General features: G+C 63.3%; 16 protein-coding genes and 1 pseudogene. 2 read left to right on the top strand and 15 right to left on the bottom strand.

What is annotated here, in order from left to right; translation table 11 throughout:
- From B2V21_RS00950 to B2V21_RS00885, 14 genes and pseudogenes are all read right to left on the bottom strand, one after another.
- Positions 1-262 (bottom strand): annotated as a pseudogene (locus tag B2V21_RS00950) (response regulator receiver protein); the annotation flags it as partial.
- 16 nt (positions 263-278) lie between these two features.
- The gene (locus B2V21_RS00945) at positions 279-1,403 is read right to left on the bottom strand and encodes a transporter substrate-binding domain-containing protein (RefSeq protein WP_286915758.1); all 1,125 of its coding nucleotides are present in this window, start codon (positions 1,401-1,403) and stop codon (positions 279-281) included.
- Positions 1,400-2,920: an amidase gene (locus B2V21_RS00940; RefSeq protein WP_286915757.1), complete on the bottom strand. Its 1,521-nt coding sequence runs from the start codon at positions 2,918-2,920 to the stop codon at positions 1,400-1,402. Before B2V21_RS00940 ends, B2V21_RS00945 begins: the two co-directional genes overlap by 4 nt.
- Positions 2,921-2,932: 12 nt before the next feature.
- Entirely contained in the window at positions 2,933-3,637 is a 705-nt protein-coding gene (locus tag B2V21_RS00935) for an ABC transporter ATP-binding protein (protein WP_049858948.1), read from the bottom strand.
- A complete protein-coding gene (locus tag B2V21_RS00930) occupies positions 3,630-4,355 on the bottom strand; it encodes an ATP-binding cassette domain-containing protein (RefSeq protein WP_286915756.1) in 726 nt (241 codons plus the stop codon). The genes B2V21_RS00935 and B2V21_RS00930 overlap by 8 nt, the downstream gene beginning before the upstream one ends.
- Positions 4,352-5,383 carry an ABC transporter permease subunit gene (locus B2V21_RS00925; RefSeq protein ID WP_286915755.1) on the bottom strand — a complete coding sequence of 344 codons (1,032 nt, stop codon included), beginning with the start codon at positions 5,381-5,383 and terminating at the stop codon, positions 4,352-4,354. Before B2V21_RS00925 ends, B2V21_RS00930 begins: the two co-directional genes overlap by 4 nt.
- Positions 5,383-6,252 carry an ABC transporter permease subunit gene (locus B2V21_RS00920; protein WP_056843649.1) on the bottom strand — a complete coding sequence of 290 codons (870 nt, stop codon included), beginning with the start codon at positions 6,250-6,252 and terminating at the stop codon, positions 5,383-5,385. Before B2V21_RS00920 ends, B2V21_RS00925 begins: the two co-directional genes overlap by 1 nt.
- 10 nt (positions 6,253-6,262) lie before the next feature.
- Entirely contained in the window at positions 6,263-7,501 is a 1,239-nt protein-coding gene (locus tag B2V21_RS00915) for an ABC transporter substrate-binding protein (RefSeq protein ID WP_286915754.1), read from the bottom strand.
- A 437-nt stretch (positions 7,502-7,938) separates the two neighbouring features.
- Complete coding sequence (locus tag B2V21_RS00910) at positions 7,939-8,556, bottom strand: RraA family protein (protein WP_286915753.1); 618 nt, start codon at positions 8,554-8,556, stop codon at positions 7,939-7,941.
- Positions 8,553-8,942, bottom strand: a complete 390-nt coding sequence (locus B2V21_RS00905) for a RidA family protein (protein WP_286915752.1) — start codon at positions 8,940-8,942, stop codon at positions 8,553-8,555. The genes B2V21_RS00910 and B2V21_RS00905 overlap by 4 nt, the downstream gene beginning before the upstream one ends.
- Positions 8,943-9,009: 67 nt before the next feature.
- On the bottom strand, positions 9,010-10,344 hold the full coding sequence (locus B2V21_RS00900) for an MFS transporter (protein WP_122743593.1): 1,335 nt from the start codon (positions 10,342-10,344) through the stop codon (positions 9,010-9,012).
- 168 nt (positions 10,345-10,512) lie between these two features.
- Positions 10,513-11,742 (bottom strand): Zn-dependent hydrolase, encoded by a 1,230-nt coding sequence (locus B2V21_RS00895; RefSeq protein WP_286915751.1) that lies wholly within the window; start codon positions 11,740-11,742, stop codon positions 10,513-10,515.
- An 80-nt stretch (positions 11,743-11,822) separates the two neighbouring features.
- The gene (locus B2V21_RS00890; protein ID WP_049858939.1) at positions 11,823-12,752 is read right to left on the bottom strand and encodes a 2-hydroxyacid dehydrogenase; all 930 of its coding nucleotides are present in this window, start codon (positions 12,750-12,752) and stop codon (positions 11,823-11,825) included.
- Entirely contained in the window at positions 12,749-13,504 is a 756-nt protein-coding gene (locus B2V21_RS00885; protein ID WP_286915750.1) for a class II aldolase/adducin family protein, read from the bottom strand. The genes B2V21_RS00890 and B2V21_RS00885 overlap by 4 nt, the downstream gene beginning before the upstream one ends.
- 118 nt (positions 13,505-13,622) lie before the next feature.
- Between B2V21_RS00885 and B2V21_RS00880 the strand changes: the two genes are divergently transcribed.
- On the top strand, positions 13,623-14,600 hold the full coding sequence (locus B2V21_RS00880) for a LysR family transcriptional regulator (RefSeq protein WP_049858937.1): 978 nt from the start codon (positions 13,623-13,625) through the stop codon (positions 14,598-14,600).
- Between the two features lie 3 nt (positions 14,601-14,603).
- On the opposite strand, the gene B2V21_RS00875 is transcribed toward B2V21_RS00880, so the two are convergent.
- Positions 14,604-15,545 carry a LysR family transcriptional regulator gene (locus tag B2V21_RS00875; protein WP_049858936.1) on the bottom strand — a complete coding sequence of 314 codons (942 nt, stop codon included), beginning with the start codon at positions 15,543-15,545 and terminating at the stop codon, positions 14,604-14,606.
- A 163-nt stretch (positions 15,546-15,708) separates the two neighbouring features.
- Here B2V21_RS00875 and B2V21_RS00870 point away from each other — a divergent pair, with 163 nt between their 5' ends.
- Entirely contained in the window at positions 15,709-17,043 is a 1,335-nt protein-coding gene (locus tag B2V21_RS00870) for an MFS transporter (protein WP_049858935.1), read from the top strand.
- Positions 17,044-17,066 lie beyond the last annotated feature (23 nt).

Genomic DNA, 17,066 nt, shown 5'->3' with positions numbered 1-17,066 from the left:
CGACCACGGCGATGATCGGCGGCGCCTGTTCGCTCAGGCTTTCCACCAGTGTCTGCGTGTTGCTGCGCTGGCTGAGTTCCACGGCCAGCAACACCACGTCGACCGCTTCGGGTAAGGTCGTGGGCACCGGCCAGCGCTGTTCGACGATGCAGCCGATGCGCTGCAACTGGTCGAGGACGATGCGGGCCTCACCGTCCTGGGGGTGAATCACCAGCACGCGCAGGCCCTTGAGTTCGCGCAGCAGGGACGGCGCGCTGGTCATCTCGGCTTCCGGCAGTTCATGGCTGTGCGTCCATCTGGTAGTCGACCATGTAGGGGCTTGGCGGCACCGCTTCGGCGCTTTCCAGCACCAGTTGGAACTGGCGTCGGTCGTCGAGCCGGGCAATGCGGGGCCATAGCCAGGTGTGCTGGGTCTGCGGGTCGATCTGCACCGTGCCCTGAGGCGCATCGAAGCGAGCGCCGGCCAGGGCTTCGCGCAGGGCCTGCACCGAATCGTCGGCGGCGCGGCGCGCGGCTTGCGCGAACAAGTGCACCTGAAAATAGGCGGCCTCGGCGCCGGCAGTGATGGCGGCCCCGTCGCCGAAGCGCGCGCGATAGTGGCTGACGAACGCCTGGCTGGCGGGCGTCTGCAACGTCGAGAACCAAGGTGCGGCCGAAATGTGGCCTTCGGCTTCTTCGTCGGTCATGGCCTGCACGTCGACCTCGTTGGTGGCAAGGCTGACGATGGGCAGGCGTGCAGGATCGAAGCCCGCCTGGCGGTAGGCCCGGTGCAGCGAGGGAATGTCGCTGCCGACGATGGTCGAATAGATGGCGTCGGGTGCGGTCTCGCGCACCCGCTGCATGACCCGCTCGAAGTCCTCTGCGGTGGCGTGGAACGGCAGGTAGATCTCGTCGACGATCTCGCCGCCCGCCTGCTCGAACAGCTCGCGCATGATGCGGTTCGATTCGTAGGGGTAGACATACGAACCGCCCACGAACAGCACGCGCCCGCCATAGGTCTGCAGGACATAGCGGGCCAGTTGCAGCGAGTTCTGGTTGGGGGCCGAGCCGGTGTAGAAGCAGTACGGCGAGTATTCGAAACCTTCGTAAAGCGTTGGATAGAACAGCAAGCGCCGACGGCTTTCGACCACCGGCAGCACGACCTTGCGCGTGCTCGACATGTGCGTGCCGAACAGCACCTGCACCTGATGGTGGTCGCACAGGTGCAGCGCGCTGTCGCGGTAATCGTTCGGATCGGCGCCGGGGTCACCATCGATTGCGGTCACGCGGCGGCCGTTGATCCCGCCGCTGTCGTTGACCTCGGCGATGGCCAGGTGGGTGGCGTTGGCCTGCGCGGTTTCCGACGCCGCCGTGAGGCTGGCGCGGGAGAACAGCAGGCCTACCTTGTAATCGTCGCCGTTCATGAGCTCAGGCTTTCCCAGTCGATGTGCTGTTCGAAGTGATGCGCGGCCTGGTAGAGAGTCGCCTCATGGTAGTCGCGGGCGATGAGCATCAGGCCCACCGGCAACCCTGCCGCCAGCCCGCAGGGGATGGACATGGCCGGGTGGCCGGTGACATCGAACGGGGCGGTATTGGCGTTCATTTCCAGGGCGCGGGTGACCCAGGTCGCGGGCGTGGCATCGGCGGCCGGCAGTTTCGGCGCCTTGAGTGGCACGGTCGGCATGAGCAGCAGGTCGTAGCGGGCGAACTGCTCGTCGTAGGCGGCGCGCAGCTGGCGCGCGGCGTTCTGTGCCCGGGCGTAGTACTGGCCGCCGAATCGCTGGTGGGCATAGTGGCCTGCCAGCAGGCAGGTCTTCAGGTCATGGGGGAACGCGTCGGCCTGCTGTTGCCAGTCTTGTTGCGCGCGCATCAGGCTCTCCACGTACAAGCCTTTCCAGTTGGAACCGTAATTGTAGCCGCGCAGCAGCTGCGTGGTGCCTTCCACGGCAATCGGCGTCCAGATGGCATGACCCAGCGCGTGCAGGGGGATGGAAACCTCTTCCACCTGCGCGCCCCATTCGGCGAACAGACCGGCGGCACGGCGAACTGCAGCGTCGACATCAGCTTCGGAATTGGCGTGGCCGAAGCCCTCGCGGACCACACCGATGCGCAGCCCCGAAACACCCGCGCCGAGCGCCTGGGTGTAGGCCTGCACGGGCATCTGTCGATCCTGGCGCGGATCCAGGCCGTCGGCACCGGCGAGCACTTCGAGCAGCAGGGCATTGTCGGCCACCGTGGCGCTCATCACGCCGGCGTGGTCCAGGGTCATTTCGATGGGCATGATGCCGGTGTAGGGCACCAGTCCGTGGGTCGGCTTCATCCCGTAGATGCCGGAATAGGCCGCCGGAATGCGCACCGAACCGCCTTGATCGGTGCCGATGCCCAGATCCACTTCGCCCGCGACGATCAGCGCGGCGCAGCCCGAGGACGACCCCCCAGTCGAGTGGCCCGGATTGCGCGGATTGTGCACCGCGCCAGTGGCGTTGGTATGACTGCTGCCCGACACGCAGAAAAACTCGCAGTGGGCCTTGCCCAGAATGCTACCGCCGGCGTCGAGCACGCGCGTGGCCACGGTGGCGTCGACGTCCGGCACGTACCCTTGCAGGGTCGAGGCGCCATTCATCATGGGTACCCCGGCCAGGCAGATGTTGTCCTTGAGGGCGACGCGCTTGCCGCTCAGCTTGCCGCCCGCCGCCCCATGCAGATCGGTGCGCACGTACCAGGCGTTGTAGGGATTCTGCGCAGGCGTCGGCAGGTGCCCGGTGCTTCTGGGGTAGCGTTGCGGGACGCTGGCAGGCTGCAACTGGTCGAGGCGGTCATAGTCCTGCCAGACGGCTTCGAGGATGTCGGCGTATTGCTCGAGTAACGGTGCTTGCAGGTGCAGACCCAGCTGGCGGCCGGTTTCGGCAAGCTCAGCCTGGGTGGGACGTTGAATGGACATGACGATGAATCCTCAGGAATGAAAGCCCATGAAGCGCTCGGCAAGCGCTTCGGCGGTGGTGCTGGCGGGGTCGACTTCATCGACCAGTTGGCCGTTCTCGATGATCAGGATGCGATCGGCCAGCGCCGTCAGGAAGTCGATGTCCTGTTCCACCAGAATGATGCCCAGGCCTTGTTCGCGACGCAGGCGTTGCAGGGTTTCGATGATCTCGTCGCAGATGGAGGGCTGGATGCCTTCGGTGGGTTCGTCGAGCAGGATCAGCTTCGGGTTGCCGCACAGGCAGCGCGCCAGGGCCAGCAGTTGCTGTTCGCCGCCCGACAAGGCGCCACCGGGTTGGTCGAGCAGCCGTTGCAGACGTGGAAAATACGCCAGGATCCGCTCGATGGTGGCCGGGGCGTCGGCGAAGTGCTTCACGCAGCCCATGCGCAGATTCTCGCCGACGGTCAGGAACGGGAAAATCTGCCGGCCCTGAGGCACGTAGCCGATGCCGGCCCGTGCCCGCTGGCTGGCGTCGGCGCGACTCAGGTCCTGGCCTGCGAACTGCACGCTGCCCGACAGCGCCGGCAGCTCGCCGATAAGCGCGCGCAGCAGGGTGGTCTTGCCCATGCCGTTACGCCCGAGCACGCCGATGCAGCTGTCGGTGGCGCCGCGCAGAGCGATGTCGCGCAGCACCGGCACGCGCCCGTAGCCGGAACACAATCCATTGACTTCAAGCATGTTTGATCTCCTGTTTGCCCAGATAGGCTTCGCGCACCAACGGATTCCGAGTCACCTCGGCAAAGCTGCCTTGGGCCAGCACCGCGCCTTGGTTGAACACGGTAACCGTGCCGGCGATGAGGCGAATGAACTCCATGTCGTGCTCGACCACCACCACCGTGCTGTGCGCGTTGATCTCCTTGATCAGGGCGGCGGTCTTGCGCACTTCCTGATAGGTCATGCCGGCAGCGGGCTCGTCCAGCAGCACCAGGGTCGGCTTCGAGGCGAGGATCATGCCCAGCTCGACCCATTGCCGTTGACCGTGGGCCAGGTCGCCCACCAGACGGTGGCGGTGTTCGCTCAGGTCGATGCGTTGCAGCGTCTGCTCGGCGGTTTGCCGGGCCTGGGCGGCGCTCTGGTTGCGACTGGCGGCCAGGCGCAGGTTTTCCAGTACATCGAGGCCGTCGAACACACTGGGTGTCTGCGTCTTGATGCCGATGCCCAGGCGCGCGATACGGTGCGGCGGCAGGCCACTGATGCGCTCGGCCTGGAAGTGGCAGCTGCCGTGGGTCGGCTTCAGCTGCCCGCTGAGCAGTTTGAAGAACGTACTTTTACCGGCACCGTTGGGACCGATGAGGCAGCGAAGTTCACCGCGGTTCAGGGTGAAATCCACCGCTTTTACGGCGTGCACGCCGCCGAAACTGACGCCCAAGCCTTGGGTTTGCAGAAGCACGCTCATACGGCGCCCTCCTGTGGCACGGCGCTGGTGGAAGCGGGACGACGCTTGAACACGCGCCCGGCCAACGTGCCAAGGCTGGGCAGCAAGCCACGCGGCAGCAGCATGACGAAGGTCAGCAGGATCGCGCCCAGCACCAGGCCGCTGTCCACCGTCTGCTGTTCGCCCAGGCGTGCCATCAGCGCCTGCAGGCCGATGCAGGCCAGGATCGGCCCGAACAAGGTACCGCGACCGCCGACGATGACCCAGATGATGATCTGCGCCGACTGCGCCAGGCCAAACACACCCGGGCTGACGAACGCGCCCCAGTTGGCGTACAGGCACCCGGCCAGGCCGGCGATGCCGCCGCCCAGGCTGAAGACGATCAGCTTGTGCAGGCGCGTGTCATAGCCGAGCAAACCGGCGCGCTGCTCGTTTTCACGGATGGCCACTACCACCTTGCCGAAGCGACTGGCGAGCAGTCCGCGCAGGCCCAGGTAGCAGAGGATCAAGGCGCCGCCGATCACCTGAAACAAGGTTTCGGGCTCCAGCACGCGCTCGGGATCGAACGGCACGTTGAGCGTCGGGATCGCCGGAATGCCGTTGAAACCGCCAAGCAAAGCACTGCCGATGTGGTATTCGCTGCCCGAGGTGGAATTCATCACGTTGAACAGAATCAGCGTCACCGCCAGGGTGATCACGCCCAGGTACACATCGCTGATGCCACCGTAGAACATGAAGTAGCCCATGGCCGCAGCGAACAGGGCGGGCACAGCGATGGCCAGCAGCACCGGCCAGGTGCTGTCGCCGATGTTCATCACACCGACCGCATAGGCATAGGCCCCCAGGCCGAAGAACGCGGCCTGCCCGAAACACAGGATGCCACCGAAACCCCAGATGAACGCCAGGCTCAGCGCCAGCAGGGCCATGACCAGGTAGATGGTCAGCGAGAGCAGGGTGAACAGGTCCAGCCAATACGGCAGAACGCCGACCAGCACGGCGGCCAGCGCGCAGCCGAGCACCGGCAGCAGATCACGAAATGCGACAGGCATCAGAACGCCCTCCGAAAGAAACGACCGGTGATGCCCTGAGGCAACACGCGGATCAACACGATGGCGGCCAGCAACAGGGCCACCTCACCGAACACCGGGGTGCTGAAGAAGGTCACCACCTGACTGATGACGCCGAAGGCACCGGCCGCACTCAGCGTGCCGGTGATGACGGCGCTGCCGCCGCCGATCACGGTGATGAAGGCCTTGGCGATGTAGCTGGCGCCCAGCGTCGGGATCACCCCGGTGAGCGGTGCGAGGACCGCGCCGCCGAGCCCGGCCAGGGCCGCGCCCAAGCCGAAGGTGAGGCTGTAGATGCGTCCGGGGTTGGCACCCAGGGCGGCGGCCATCTTGGCGTTCTGCATGGTCGCCCGGGCGCACAGGCCGAACTGGGTGAAGCGCAGCAGCGCCCACATCCCCAGCAACACTGCCACGGCCACGGCGATGACGAACAGCCCGTAGCCACTGGTTTGATAGGTACCCAGGGTGATGCCCGGCAACGGTGAGCTGATGCCCACGGTGGTGTTGCCGAACAGCATGGTCGCCGTGCCCGTCAACGCCAGGCTCAAACCCCAGGTGGCCAGCATGGTGTCGATCATGCGGCCGTACAGGTGGCGTATCAGCAAGCGCTCGACCAGCATGCCGAACAGGCCCACCGTCAGCGGCGCCAGCACCAGGATCGAGATCCAGATCGGCACATGCAGATGGTGAGTTGCCAGGACGGCGACGTAACCGCCGAGCATCATGAACTCGCCATGCGCCAGGTTGATGATCTTCATCATGCCGAACACCACCGCCAGACCGATGCTGAGCAGCACCAGCGTGGCGATGGCGCCGACGATCTGCAGGGAAAAAATCGCGGCCCAATCCATGTCCGTCTCCTTACAGCGTGATGCTGTATTGCTTGGCATCACGCGGGTTCTTGACCAGGTCGCAGACCGCGGCGGTGTCCGAAGGGGCCTGCTGGGCGAAGCTTTGCACCACCTCCAGGCGGCGATCGCGCACCTCGGCGATGTGCACGTCCAGAATGCAATGGTGGGTGGCCGGGTCGATGCTGACCTTGCCGCTGGGCAGGTCCAGGCTGATACCTTTCTCCAGCGCTTCGACGACCGCCATGCGCTCGATCGAACCGGCCTGGCGAACGCCCTCGGCCCACAGCATCATGCCCTGATAGGCGCCCATCGCCAGTTCGGTGATGTACGGATAGTCGGCGCCGAAGCGGGAGTGGAAGCGTTCGACGAACGCGGTGTTGAGCGGGGTCTGCAGTTCCTGCACGTAGTTCTGGCAGATCAGGATGCCGTTGCACTCTTCGGGCGAGAGCACGATGTGCTCGTTGCCCCCGGCAAAGGTGGTCGAAGCGATCGGCAGCTTGCCGGTCATGCCGGCAGCCTTCCACTGGCGGTAGAAGGACATGTGAGCGCCGCCGACCAGAGCCGACCAGACGAAGTCCGGCTTGGCTTCCTGGATCTTCGATATGGTGGCGCCGAAGTTGGTCACGTCCAGCGGGAAGAACTCGATCCCCACGCTCGACCCACCAGCCTGCTCGACGTACTTCTTCACCCAGGCGGTGACGATCTGCCCGTAGTTGTAGTCCGCCGCGACGATGTAGACCTTCTTGCCCCATTTCTGGGTCACGTGGGACACCAGCTTCTCCACGGTCTGGCCTGGGGTCACGCCGGTGCCGAAAAAGTTGCGATCGCACACGCCGCCTTCGTACTGGTTGTCGTAGAAGTACAGCGTCTTGTAGCGGTCCAGCACCGGACGCACCACTTCACGGGAGGCGGAGGTGATGCCCGCATGCACCACCGCCACCCGATCCTTGAGCGCCGCCTGCTGGGCGTACTGGGCGTACAGCTGCATGTTGGACTGGGTGTCGTACTTGATCAGGCTCAGCGGCCGGCCGAGCAGGCCGCCCTGGGCGTTCAGCTCTTCGGTGGCGAACGTCAGTGCATCCACGATCGGCTTGCCATAGATGTCCAGGCCGCCCGAGCTGTCGTACAGCGAGGCGATCTTGATCGCGTCGTCGGCGGCGAAGGCCGACAGGCTCTTGAAGCTCAACGCCGACAATGCGGCAGCGGAAATGGCGGACGAACGCAGGAAGGTACGACGATTGATAGCCATGCTCAGTGCTCCTGAAACCAGCCCCGTCATGCCATCGCCTGCCCGATCGCGGACAGCCGAACGGGCCGCCGTGCAAACCGGAAAAGGGGAGGAGTGGGGCTGGATGAAATGCAGGCGAGGGAAGGTGGGGCCTGATTTCACGTGACCGACGACGCTGTCGGCTGAACGGGGTGTCGAGCGTTTCGCTTGTGAACCGCAGCCGCATCGTTGGGGCCGGGCCACCCAGGGCGCGGGGGCGCTGGGGGAAACTGGTGTCACGTGGGGAGTGACCCGATATGCAGAGCAAGTATCAGGCCATTGCAGGTAAACCATTGTTCAGACTTGAAATTTACTCTGGCAAGCGGCAAGTACAATAACCAGCCGTGCACTCAGTTGGGAACCCTGCACTCAAAACGTGCAGGGCAGCCTACCCAAGTAACACGAATGTGTTGGGCCGATCAGCTCAAGCGCAATACGTTCTCGACAGGCTCACCGCTCTGCAGACGCTGCAAAAGGGCAGGTTCCGCAGCATCGCTGGCCATAGCAATGTCGATGACCGCCGTCAATGCCGAAGCAGTGGTGATCAGCAGGCCATTGTCATCCCCCAGTACCCAGTCGCCTGGGCTGACGCTGACGCCTCCACACTGCACGGTCACGTTCTGCGCACTGGTGGGATCGCTTCGCAACTTGGTGGTCAAGAGGCTGGTACCGCGGGCGAAGACAGGCAGGCCGGCGGTGCGCAGCTCATTGATATCGGTGACCACGCCGTCGACGATGAGACCCCGAGCACCTTTTGCCATGGCGGCGCAGCAGGTGACACTGCCGACGCAGGCGTGGTGGTGGTCGCCTTGCATATCGATGATCAGTACCTCACCGGGTTGCAGGTCGACCAGGGCCTGATTCACTGCCAGGGCATCGGCGTTCGCGACCTTGAGGGTGCGCGCTCGGCCGACCACTTTGACGCCGCTCAGCTGCGAGGCGATGGCGTAGCTGACAAAGCCTTCTTCGAGAAAATGCCCCAAGGTCGCAAAGCTCACCTGCTGCAGTTTTGCTTCGAGTTGCTGTTCATCACTCATGCCGTTGCCTCTTTGTCGATCAGTTCGGCGACGCAGTCGATTTCCAGCGCCACTCCCCACAGCGACACGCACACGGTGGTCCGCGCTGGTGGCGCATGGCCCAGCACCTGGGTGTAGACACGGTTGAAGGGATCCAGCTGCGCCGGATCGGTCAAGTACCCGTTCACCTTGACTACATGTTCGAAGTCCGAACCTGCGGCGATCAATATCGCTTCGAGGTTGCGCAAGGTCTGGCGAACCTGATCCTCGAAGTCGGCAGGTTGTGAATCGAAATCGTCACGAGCGGGAATCTGCCCGGCGGTGAACACCAGGTTGCCGCTGATCACCGCTTGCGAGTACGGGCCGACCGGACCGATCGTGCCTGGGGCGGCAGTTATGCGCTTCATGTCATACCTCGTTGAGCACGGGTTGGAAAAGAATTGCCTGGCCACCTGCACGGGGCCAGACATTGGCTTAGTTGGACTTGGGCCCTGCGGTGGTCAGGTCGCGTTTGAAGGTTTCGGTCAACAGCAACAAGGCGATCAGCGACAGCAACGCGGACCCGATCAGGTACCAGGCCACCGACGAGCCCTTGCCGGTCCAGTTCAGCAGCGCCGTAGTGACCATGGGCGTTGCCGCACTGCCCAGCAGGCCAGACAGCATGTAGGCCACCGACAGCCCGGAATAACGCACCTTGGTGCCGAACAGTTCGGCCAGGAACGTGGCGATGGGGCCATAGTTGGCGGCGAACGCCGTCATCAGCAGCATGTAGCCGAGAAACACCAGCGGCAGCTCGCGCGTGTCCATCAACCAGAACATCGGGAATGCCACCAAGGCTTCGGCAACGATGCCGCCGATGATCACCGGTTTGCGACCCCAGCGGTCGGACAGCGCGCCGAAAGCCGGCAGCAGGAAGATGCACAGGGCGCAGGAGGCCAGTACCACGCTGAGCATCACCGGTCGGGTAAAGCCCAGGGTCTGGGTGCCGTAGGTGAGGCCGAACGCGACGATGATGTTGAACGACGAACCGGTGGACATCGTGGCGATACCGCCCAGCAGCACCTGTTTCCAGTACTTGCGGCAGATTTCCGCCAGCGGCACCTTGACCTCTTGGTCGCGCTCCTTGGCCTGGTTGAAGGCAGGCGTTTCGGTGATGTTCAGTCGGATGTACAGGCCCACGGCGATCAGCAGCACACTGCCCAGGAAGGGAATCCGCCAGCCCCAGGCCAGCAGGTCTTCGGTAGACAGTGAACTGGCGATCGCCAGAAATGCCAGGTTGGCGATCATGGTGCCGGCCGGTACACCGATCTGGACCCACGAACCGTACAGGCCGCGTTGATGCGCCGGGGCATGCTCGACCGCCATTAACACCGCACCGCCCCATTCGCCGCCCAGCGCCAGGCCTTGGATGATGCGCAACGTCAGCAACAGTATCGGCGCCCATATGCCGATGGTGGCGTAATCGGGCAGCAGACCGATGGCGAAGGTCGCAGCGCCCATGACCAGCAGCGAGATCAGCAGCATCGATTTACGCCCCAGTCGGTCGCCGAAATGGCCGAACAGCGCTGCCCCGACGATACGTGCGCCGTATGCCGAGGCAAAGGTGCCGAAGGCCAGCAATGTGCCGACCAGCGCGTCGAACGCGGGAAAGAAGATCTTGTTGAACACTAGCGCCGATGCGGTCGCGAAGACGAACAGGTCGTACCATTCGACGGTGGTGCCGATGACGCTGGCAACAGCGACCTTTCTCATGTTGACCGGGGCTTGCGGTGTAGCCAGGTAGTCGGGTGCGCACGCAGAACTGTTCATGCCTGTCTCCAAAATGAGCCGTTGCACAACGGAATGTGTTTAGGGCGGCAGATAGCGAGTGATGCGGCGCCCGCGTCCGGGCGCTTTATGGGTGAAGCTTGTTATAGAAACGGAGGCTCGACGGACTCTCGTCGCACGGCCGCCACCGAGGCGGCACCTGCAGTGTTCTCAGCGTTGTGTACGTTCGGTCACGGCATTGAGCAGCACATCACAGCCCTTGCGCGCATCCTGCGGGTCTATGGCTTCGGCTTCGTTGTGGCTCAGCCCGCCCATGCAGGGAATGAACACCATGGTGGTGGGGCAATGTCGCGCGAGCAGGATGGCGTCGTGGCCTGCGCCGCTGACGATGTCCTGATGGGGGTAGTCCAGCGCATGCACCGCACGCCGCACGGCCTCGACACAGTCGCCGTCGAAAGGGGTAGCGGGGCTGAGCCAGTGGCGCTCGATGCTCAGCGCCAGGCCGCGCGCATCGGCGACCTGCTGGAAACGTTCGTGGACCTGCCGTTCCATGAGGTTAATCTGCTCATCCTGGTGATGGCGCAGATCGACGGTGAACGTCACGCTGCCTGCGATCGTGTTGCGCGATGACTTGGCGATGTTTACTTGGCCGATCGTCACCAAGCCCTGCGGATTGAACTGCGCAACCAGCGCTTCGAGTTGCCCGGCCATTTCGGCAACACCGAACAAGGCGTCCTTGCGCAATGCCATGGGTGTCGTGCCGGCATGGGCACTCTGGCCCTGCACCTGCACATCGAGCCAGCAGATGGCTTGCCCGCCTGTGACCACGCCGACCGGCAGCCCGTTGTCTTCCAGAATCGGGCCTTGCTCGATATGAGCTTCGAAGTAGGCATCGAAAGGGCGCTGGAACGGCGCATCGCCGCCATGACCGATGCTCTCAAGTGCTTGGCGCACGCTGACACCCTCGCTGTCGCAGGCGTTCAGCGCGGCGTCCAGCGCCAGGCTGCCGGTGAACACGGCAGAGCCGAACATGGCGGGCGTGAAGCGTGCGCCTTCTTCGTTGGTCCATACGGCGATCTCGATCGGGCGCTTATTGCGGACCCCCGCATCGGCAAGGCTGCGCACTACTTCCAGGCCACAGAGCACACCATAGATACCGTCGAACCGCCCACCCTTGGGCTGAGTGTCGAGATGACTGCCCATGACGACCGGCGGTAGCGGGTCATTCAGACCGGGAAGCCGGGCGAACAGGTTGCCGATGGCATCGAAGGTGATGCTCATGCCGGCTTCGCGGCACCAGCCGATGAACAACTCGCGGCCCGCCCGGTCTTCCTCCGACAGGGCCAGCCGACAGTTGCCGCCCTTGTCCGTGGCGCCTACCTTGGCCATGTCCATCAGGCTCTGCCATAGCCGTTCGCCGTTGCATTTCAATACGTTCATGGAATCTCTCTTTTGGCTCTGTTCATCCGGGCCGGTTTCTACAGACCGGTTTCAACAGGTGGGTCACACCAGGTAGGTGCTCAGTAGCCCAGCGATGGGTCGACCCGATGGTTCAGGACTTCACCGGCGAGCAGCCGGCGGGTGTTTTCGGCGACCTGACGCACGATGCAGGGATGGGAGGCGGCCGATGCCATGTGCGGCGTGACCACCACCCCAGGCATCTGCCACAGGGAATGATCGCTGGGCAATGGTTCTTGCTCGAACACATCCAACACCGCCCCGCGCAGTTGACCGGTGGCCAGCGCTGTTTGCAGATCGTCGATCACCAGGTGCTGGCCGCGTCCGCCGTTGACCACTGCAGCGCCGCGCGCCAGGCGCGCGAAAGTGTCCCGATCGAGAATGCCGTGGGTGGCATCGGTCAACGGCAGCAGATTGACCAGCAGATCCAGGCCTTGAAGAAAGTCGTCGAACTGCTCGGGTCCGTGATGACAGGCGATTCCGGCCAACTGCCGTTCACTGCGTGCCCAGCCACGCACGGCATAGCCTGCGCCGGCCAGGTCTGCGGCAATTGCAGCGCCCAGTGAGCCCAGACCCATGACGCCGACCTTGAACTGCCCAGCCGTGCGTTGAGGGTGACGGAGCCACTGACCTTGCCTTTGCTGGTGGATGGCCCGATCGAAGTCGCGGTGATAGTGCAGCACTGTCCAGCGCACGTACTCGATCATGCCACGGCGATGGTCGGGGTCGACGACTCGGCACACTGGCAGGTCCGCAGCGCTGGGGTCGGTGCGTAGGTGATCGACACCGGCGGCCACCGAATGCACCAGGCGCAAGTCGGGCAAGCGCCCCAGACTGCCGGCCGGTGGGTACCAGCAAGCGGCGACGATCGCCTGCTCTGCGGCAGGATCATCGGCAAGCACCGTCCGCAACTCGGGCGCGTGCTCGGCAAACGCCTGCTGCAACTGCACCAGCAAGCCGGGGTCCTTGCTCAGCAGCACGACAGTGGTCATGAGCAGTAGACCTCGCGCTGGTCTTCGATCAGGGTCAGGGCCGCCAGCCAGCCGAGGTGGGTAATCTCGTCGGCTTCGTCGCGAGCGAACTGTGCGGCTGTGAGCCGGCATACCTCTTCGCTGGGATACACCAGCTTGGTGTTACCAGAGAGGGCTTGAATCTGCGCCTGGCAGGCGCGTTCCAGAAAGTGGATCTCCTGGAATGCGTGGCCAACGCTGATGCCGGCGGCCAGCAGACCGTGATTGCGCAGGATCATCGCCTTGTGCGGGCCCAGGTCTGCCACCAGACGTTCACGTTCGGTCAGTGACAGCGCGATGCCTTCGTAGGTGTGATAGGCCAGGTTGCCGTAGTAGCGCAGCGCGTGCTGGCTGATCGGCAACAGCCCATGCTCCTGCGCGGCAACGGCCATGCCGGCGGCGGTATGGGTGTGGATCAAACAGTTCAGATCGGGACGGGCCATGTGGATGGCCGAGTGGATCACGAAGCCGGCCGCGTTGACCCGGCTGATCGATGGATCCGCGTTGATGACAGTGCCGTGTTGATCGATACGCACCAGATCACTGGCTTTCATGTGTTCGAAGATCACACCGTAGCGGTTGATCAGAAAGTGATGCTCCGGACCTGGGATGCGCAGAGTGATGTGGGTATCGATCAGGTCAGTCATGCGGAAGTGCGCGACCAGTCTATACAGGGCCGCCAATTCGCAACGTGCCTGCCACTCTACAGGGTCGATGTCGTCGAGCTTTTGCATGTGAGTTCCTTGTCAGGTCCCGGATTGTGGCGCTGGCTGGTTTTATCCCTTAACCTGAATGTTTAATCAATTTGCTAATACTTAATCTGATTATTAGCCAGGTTACTGATGGTGAGCGATGAGCGATCTCGACCCCGAAGCCACTCCCAAGCACTGGCACAACCGGCGTTTGCTGAGCGATCGGCTCGACTGGAATCTGCTGCGAGCGTTTCTGGTCATCGGCCAGGAAAAAAGCATCAGCCGCGCGGCCGCCCGGTTGTTTCTCACCCAATCTGCGGTGAGCCAGTCGCTCAAACGCCTGGAAGAACAACTGGAGTGTCCATTGATCCTGCGGCGTGGGCCACGCTTCGATCTGTCACCGGCCGGCGAAGAAGTGCTGCGGATCGCCGAGGAGATCTACGGCAACGTTGCGCGCTTGTCAGCGACGCTCAAGAGCCCCGAGGACGATGTGGTCGGCAAGGTTCGTATCCTGACCATCAGCAAGGTGCAGTCGGCGTTGTACGATGATTTTCTGGTGCAGTTCCATCGTGACCATCCCAGAGTGGAACTGGAGGTCGAAGTGATGGGCAGTTCCGACATTCAGAGCGCGCTGAGCCAGCGCACGGCCACCGTGGGGTTGGGCTTGTGCCGGTTTCCGCAAGCCAAGCTGGAGCGTCGACGACTGCTGCGCCAGCGCTATGCGTTTTTCTGCGGCAAGCGCCATCGCCTGTTCGGTCAGCGCAAGCTGCCCCTCGAAGCGCTGCAGAGCGAGAATTTCGTCAGTTTCACCAGCGATCAGGTGGGCGGCAATCTCTCGCCGCTGACCATGTTCCGCGACCAGCAGGGGTTTACCGGCAAGATAGTCGCCTCGTCCTCCAGCTTCGAGGAGATCCGCCGGCTGATCATCGCCGGCTACGGCGTGGGCTGCCTGCCCGAACATCTGGTGGACATCGACCTGCACAACGGATTGATCTGGCGGCTGCCGCCCGCCGAAGGCGTGGTCGATGTCGACGTGTTCCTGATGTGGAACCGCGACCAGCGCATGAGTCGCGCCGAAACCGTATTCCTGCAAGCCTTCGAGCAGGCGATCGAAGGCTTGCAGGTGGACTCGGCCTGAGGATCAGGCCAGCTCGGCCATGCAGCGCACCAGGCCATCGGTGAACACCGTTTCCGCCCGTGTCCTGCGCTGGTCGCGGTTCCACAGCAGGTGGATATCGACATCGGCCACGCCTTCATAGGGCGGCAGTTGCCACAGCAGGCCATTGCCGACATCCTCGGCCACCACATGCTCGGGCAGGCAACCCAGGCCCATGCCGGCAATGACCAGACGACGAATTTCTTCGAGGCTGGGCGATGAGGCGACGATTCTGCCGCTGAACCCCTGTTGGTCGCGGAAGATCGTCAGTGGCGAGAGCATGCCGCCAATCTGGTCGCTGGTGAAACTGACGAAGTTCTCCGCCTGCAACTGCTCCAGCGTCAACCCGGCCTGGCCGTACAACGGGTGGTGTTGGCCGCAATAGAACATATAGCGCTGACGCTGGAAAAGGCGTTGTTCGAGCCGTGGCTGCACTCGGCGGTTGAGACTGACACCCAAGCTGGCGGTCTTTTCCAACAGCGCGCTGACGATATCGGAACTGCGCATCACGTCGATCTCGAAATCGACCCTGGGATGCCGACGATGGAACGTGGCCAGGTACTGGTCGAAGCGAGTGTTGACGATGCGGCTGACCATCAGTATCCGCACCTTGCCCACTACATCATCGCCTGGCTGCTCCAGGGTCTGACTCATCTGCGAAACCTGCCCATACATTTCGCCCGCGGTGGCGAAGATCTTGTGCCCGGCTTCGGTCAGGTCAAAGCGCGGTCCCCGGCGAGCGATGAGCTGATAGCCCAACTGCTCTTCGAGGCGCTTCAGTGCCTGGCTGACCGCCGGTTGAGTCAAGTGCAGGCGTGCGGCAGCGCGGCTGATACTCAGCTCCTGGCCGATCACCCTGAAGGTACGCAACAGGTTCCAGTCCAGACGATCGTTGAGCAGGGGGAGTTCGCGGCGACCTTCTTCCATCGTTCGTCCAATTATCACTCAGATTTATAATATGCATAATAAATAGAACATTGACTAATCATAGCCCTGCGCCGAAAAATCATTTCCAGCAAGCGCCATCAGAGCGCAGCGACCGTCGTTTATCTCCTGCCAAAACAACAACCTCTACGGGAGTCTCAATTCCATGAACCGTCCTGCTCAAGCGCAGCCAAAACGGGCCGCCGCCGCTGCGTTCATCGGCACCATGATCGAGTGGTACGACTTTTACATCTACGCCACGGCCGCCGCGCTGGTGTTCGGCCAGTTGTTCTTTCCTTCCACGGATGCCTTGTTCAGCACCATGGCGGCCTTCGGTACCTTTGCGGTGGGCTTCTTTGCGCGACCGCTGGGGGGCATCATCTTCGGCCATGTCGGTGACCGGATCGGGCGCAAGAAGTCGCTGGTCATTACCCTGTTGATGATGGGCGTGGTCACCGTCTGCATCGGCCTGCTGCCGACCTACGCACAGATCGGCGTTGCGGCGCCGGTACTGTTGATCCTGCTGCGGATCGTCCAGGGTATCGCCGTGGGCGGCGAGTGGGGCGGAGCAGTACTGATGGCCGGCGAGCATGCTCCCAAGGGGCGACGGAATTTCTTCGCCTCGTTCGCCCAGCTGGGCAGCCCGGCGGGCCTGATCCTGTCATTGCTGGCATTCAGCGCGGTGACCCGGCTGCCCGAAGCCGACCTGATGAGCTGGGGTTGGCGCCTGCCGTTCCTGGCCAGTTCACTGCTGTTGATCGTGGGCTTGATGATTCGTCTGGGCGTCAATGAGTCGCCCGAGTTTCTCGATGACAAGGCCAAGGCTGAACACGCGCGCAGTGTGCCTGGCCACACCGAGCAGGCACCGGTGGTGGAGGTCTTGAAGACGGCGTGGCGACCGCTGTTGTTGTGCATCGGCGCCAACACCTTGGGCATTGCCGGGGTGTACTTCACCAACACCTTCATGATCGCCTACACAACCCAGCAGTTGAGCTTGCCGCGTTCGCTCATTCTGGAGTGCCTGTTCGTGGTTTCGGTCATCCAATTCTGTATTCAGCCGGCAGCGGCGTGGATCGCAGAAAAAATCGGTGCCACACGGTTTCTGGCGCTGGTGGCGACCCTGGCGATGGCCTCGCCGTACCCGATGTTCGTATTGGTGAGCAGTGGCGAGCCCGGCAAGATCATCCTGGGGATTGCCCTGGCGGTGATCTGCATGGCGTCGTTCTACGCCGTGATTGCCGGTTTCGTCAGCGGCATGTTCGCCACCCGCGTGCGCTACACCGCTATTTCCCTGGCCTATCAAGTGTGCGGCGCGGTTGCGGGCGGCCTTACTCCCTTGATCGGTACCTGGCTGGCTCATACCTATGCCGGTCAGTGGTGGCCGATGGCAGCGTTCTACACCTTGATCGCAGGCACCTCGCTGGTATGCGTCCTGGCGCTGGCGCGCCGTCACGCCGCCGCTCACGACCTTGAAATGGCCGGTGTCACGCAACCGCGCTGAGCCCATCACTTTTTCGGAGAACC

The sequence above is a fragment of the Pseudomonas sp. UBA6276 genome, assembly GCF_002438365.1.
GTDB classification, from domain to species: domain Bacteria; phylum Pseudomonadota; class Gammaproteobacteria; order Pseudomonadales; family Pseudomonadaceae; genus Aquipseudomonas; species Aquipseudomonas coleopterorum.
The sequence above is the reverse complement of the archived record's forward strand: the minus strand, read 5'-3'. Positions and strand labels throughout refer to the sequence as shown.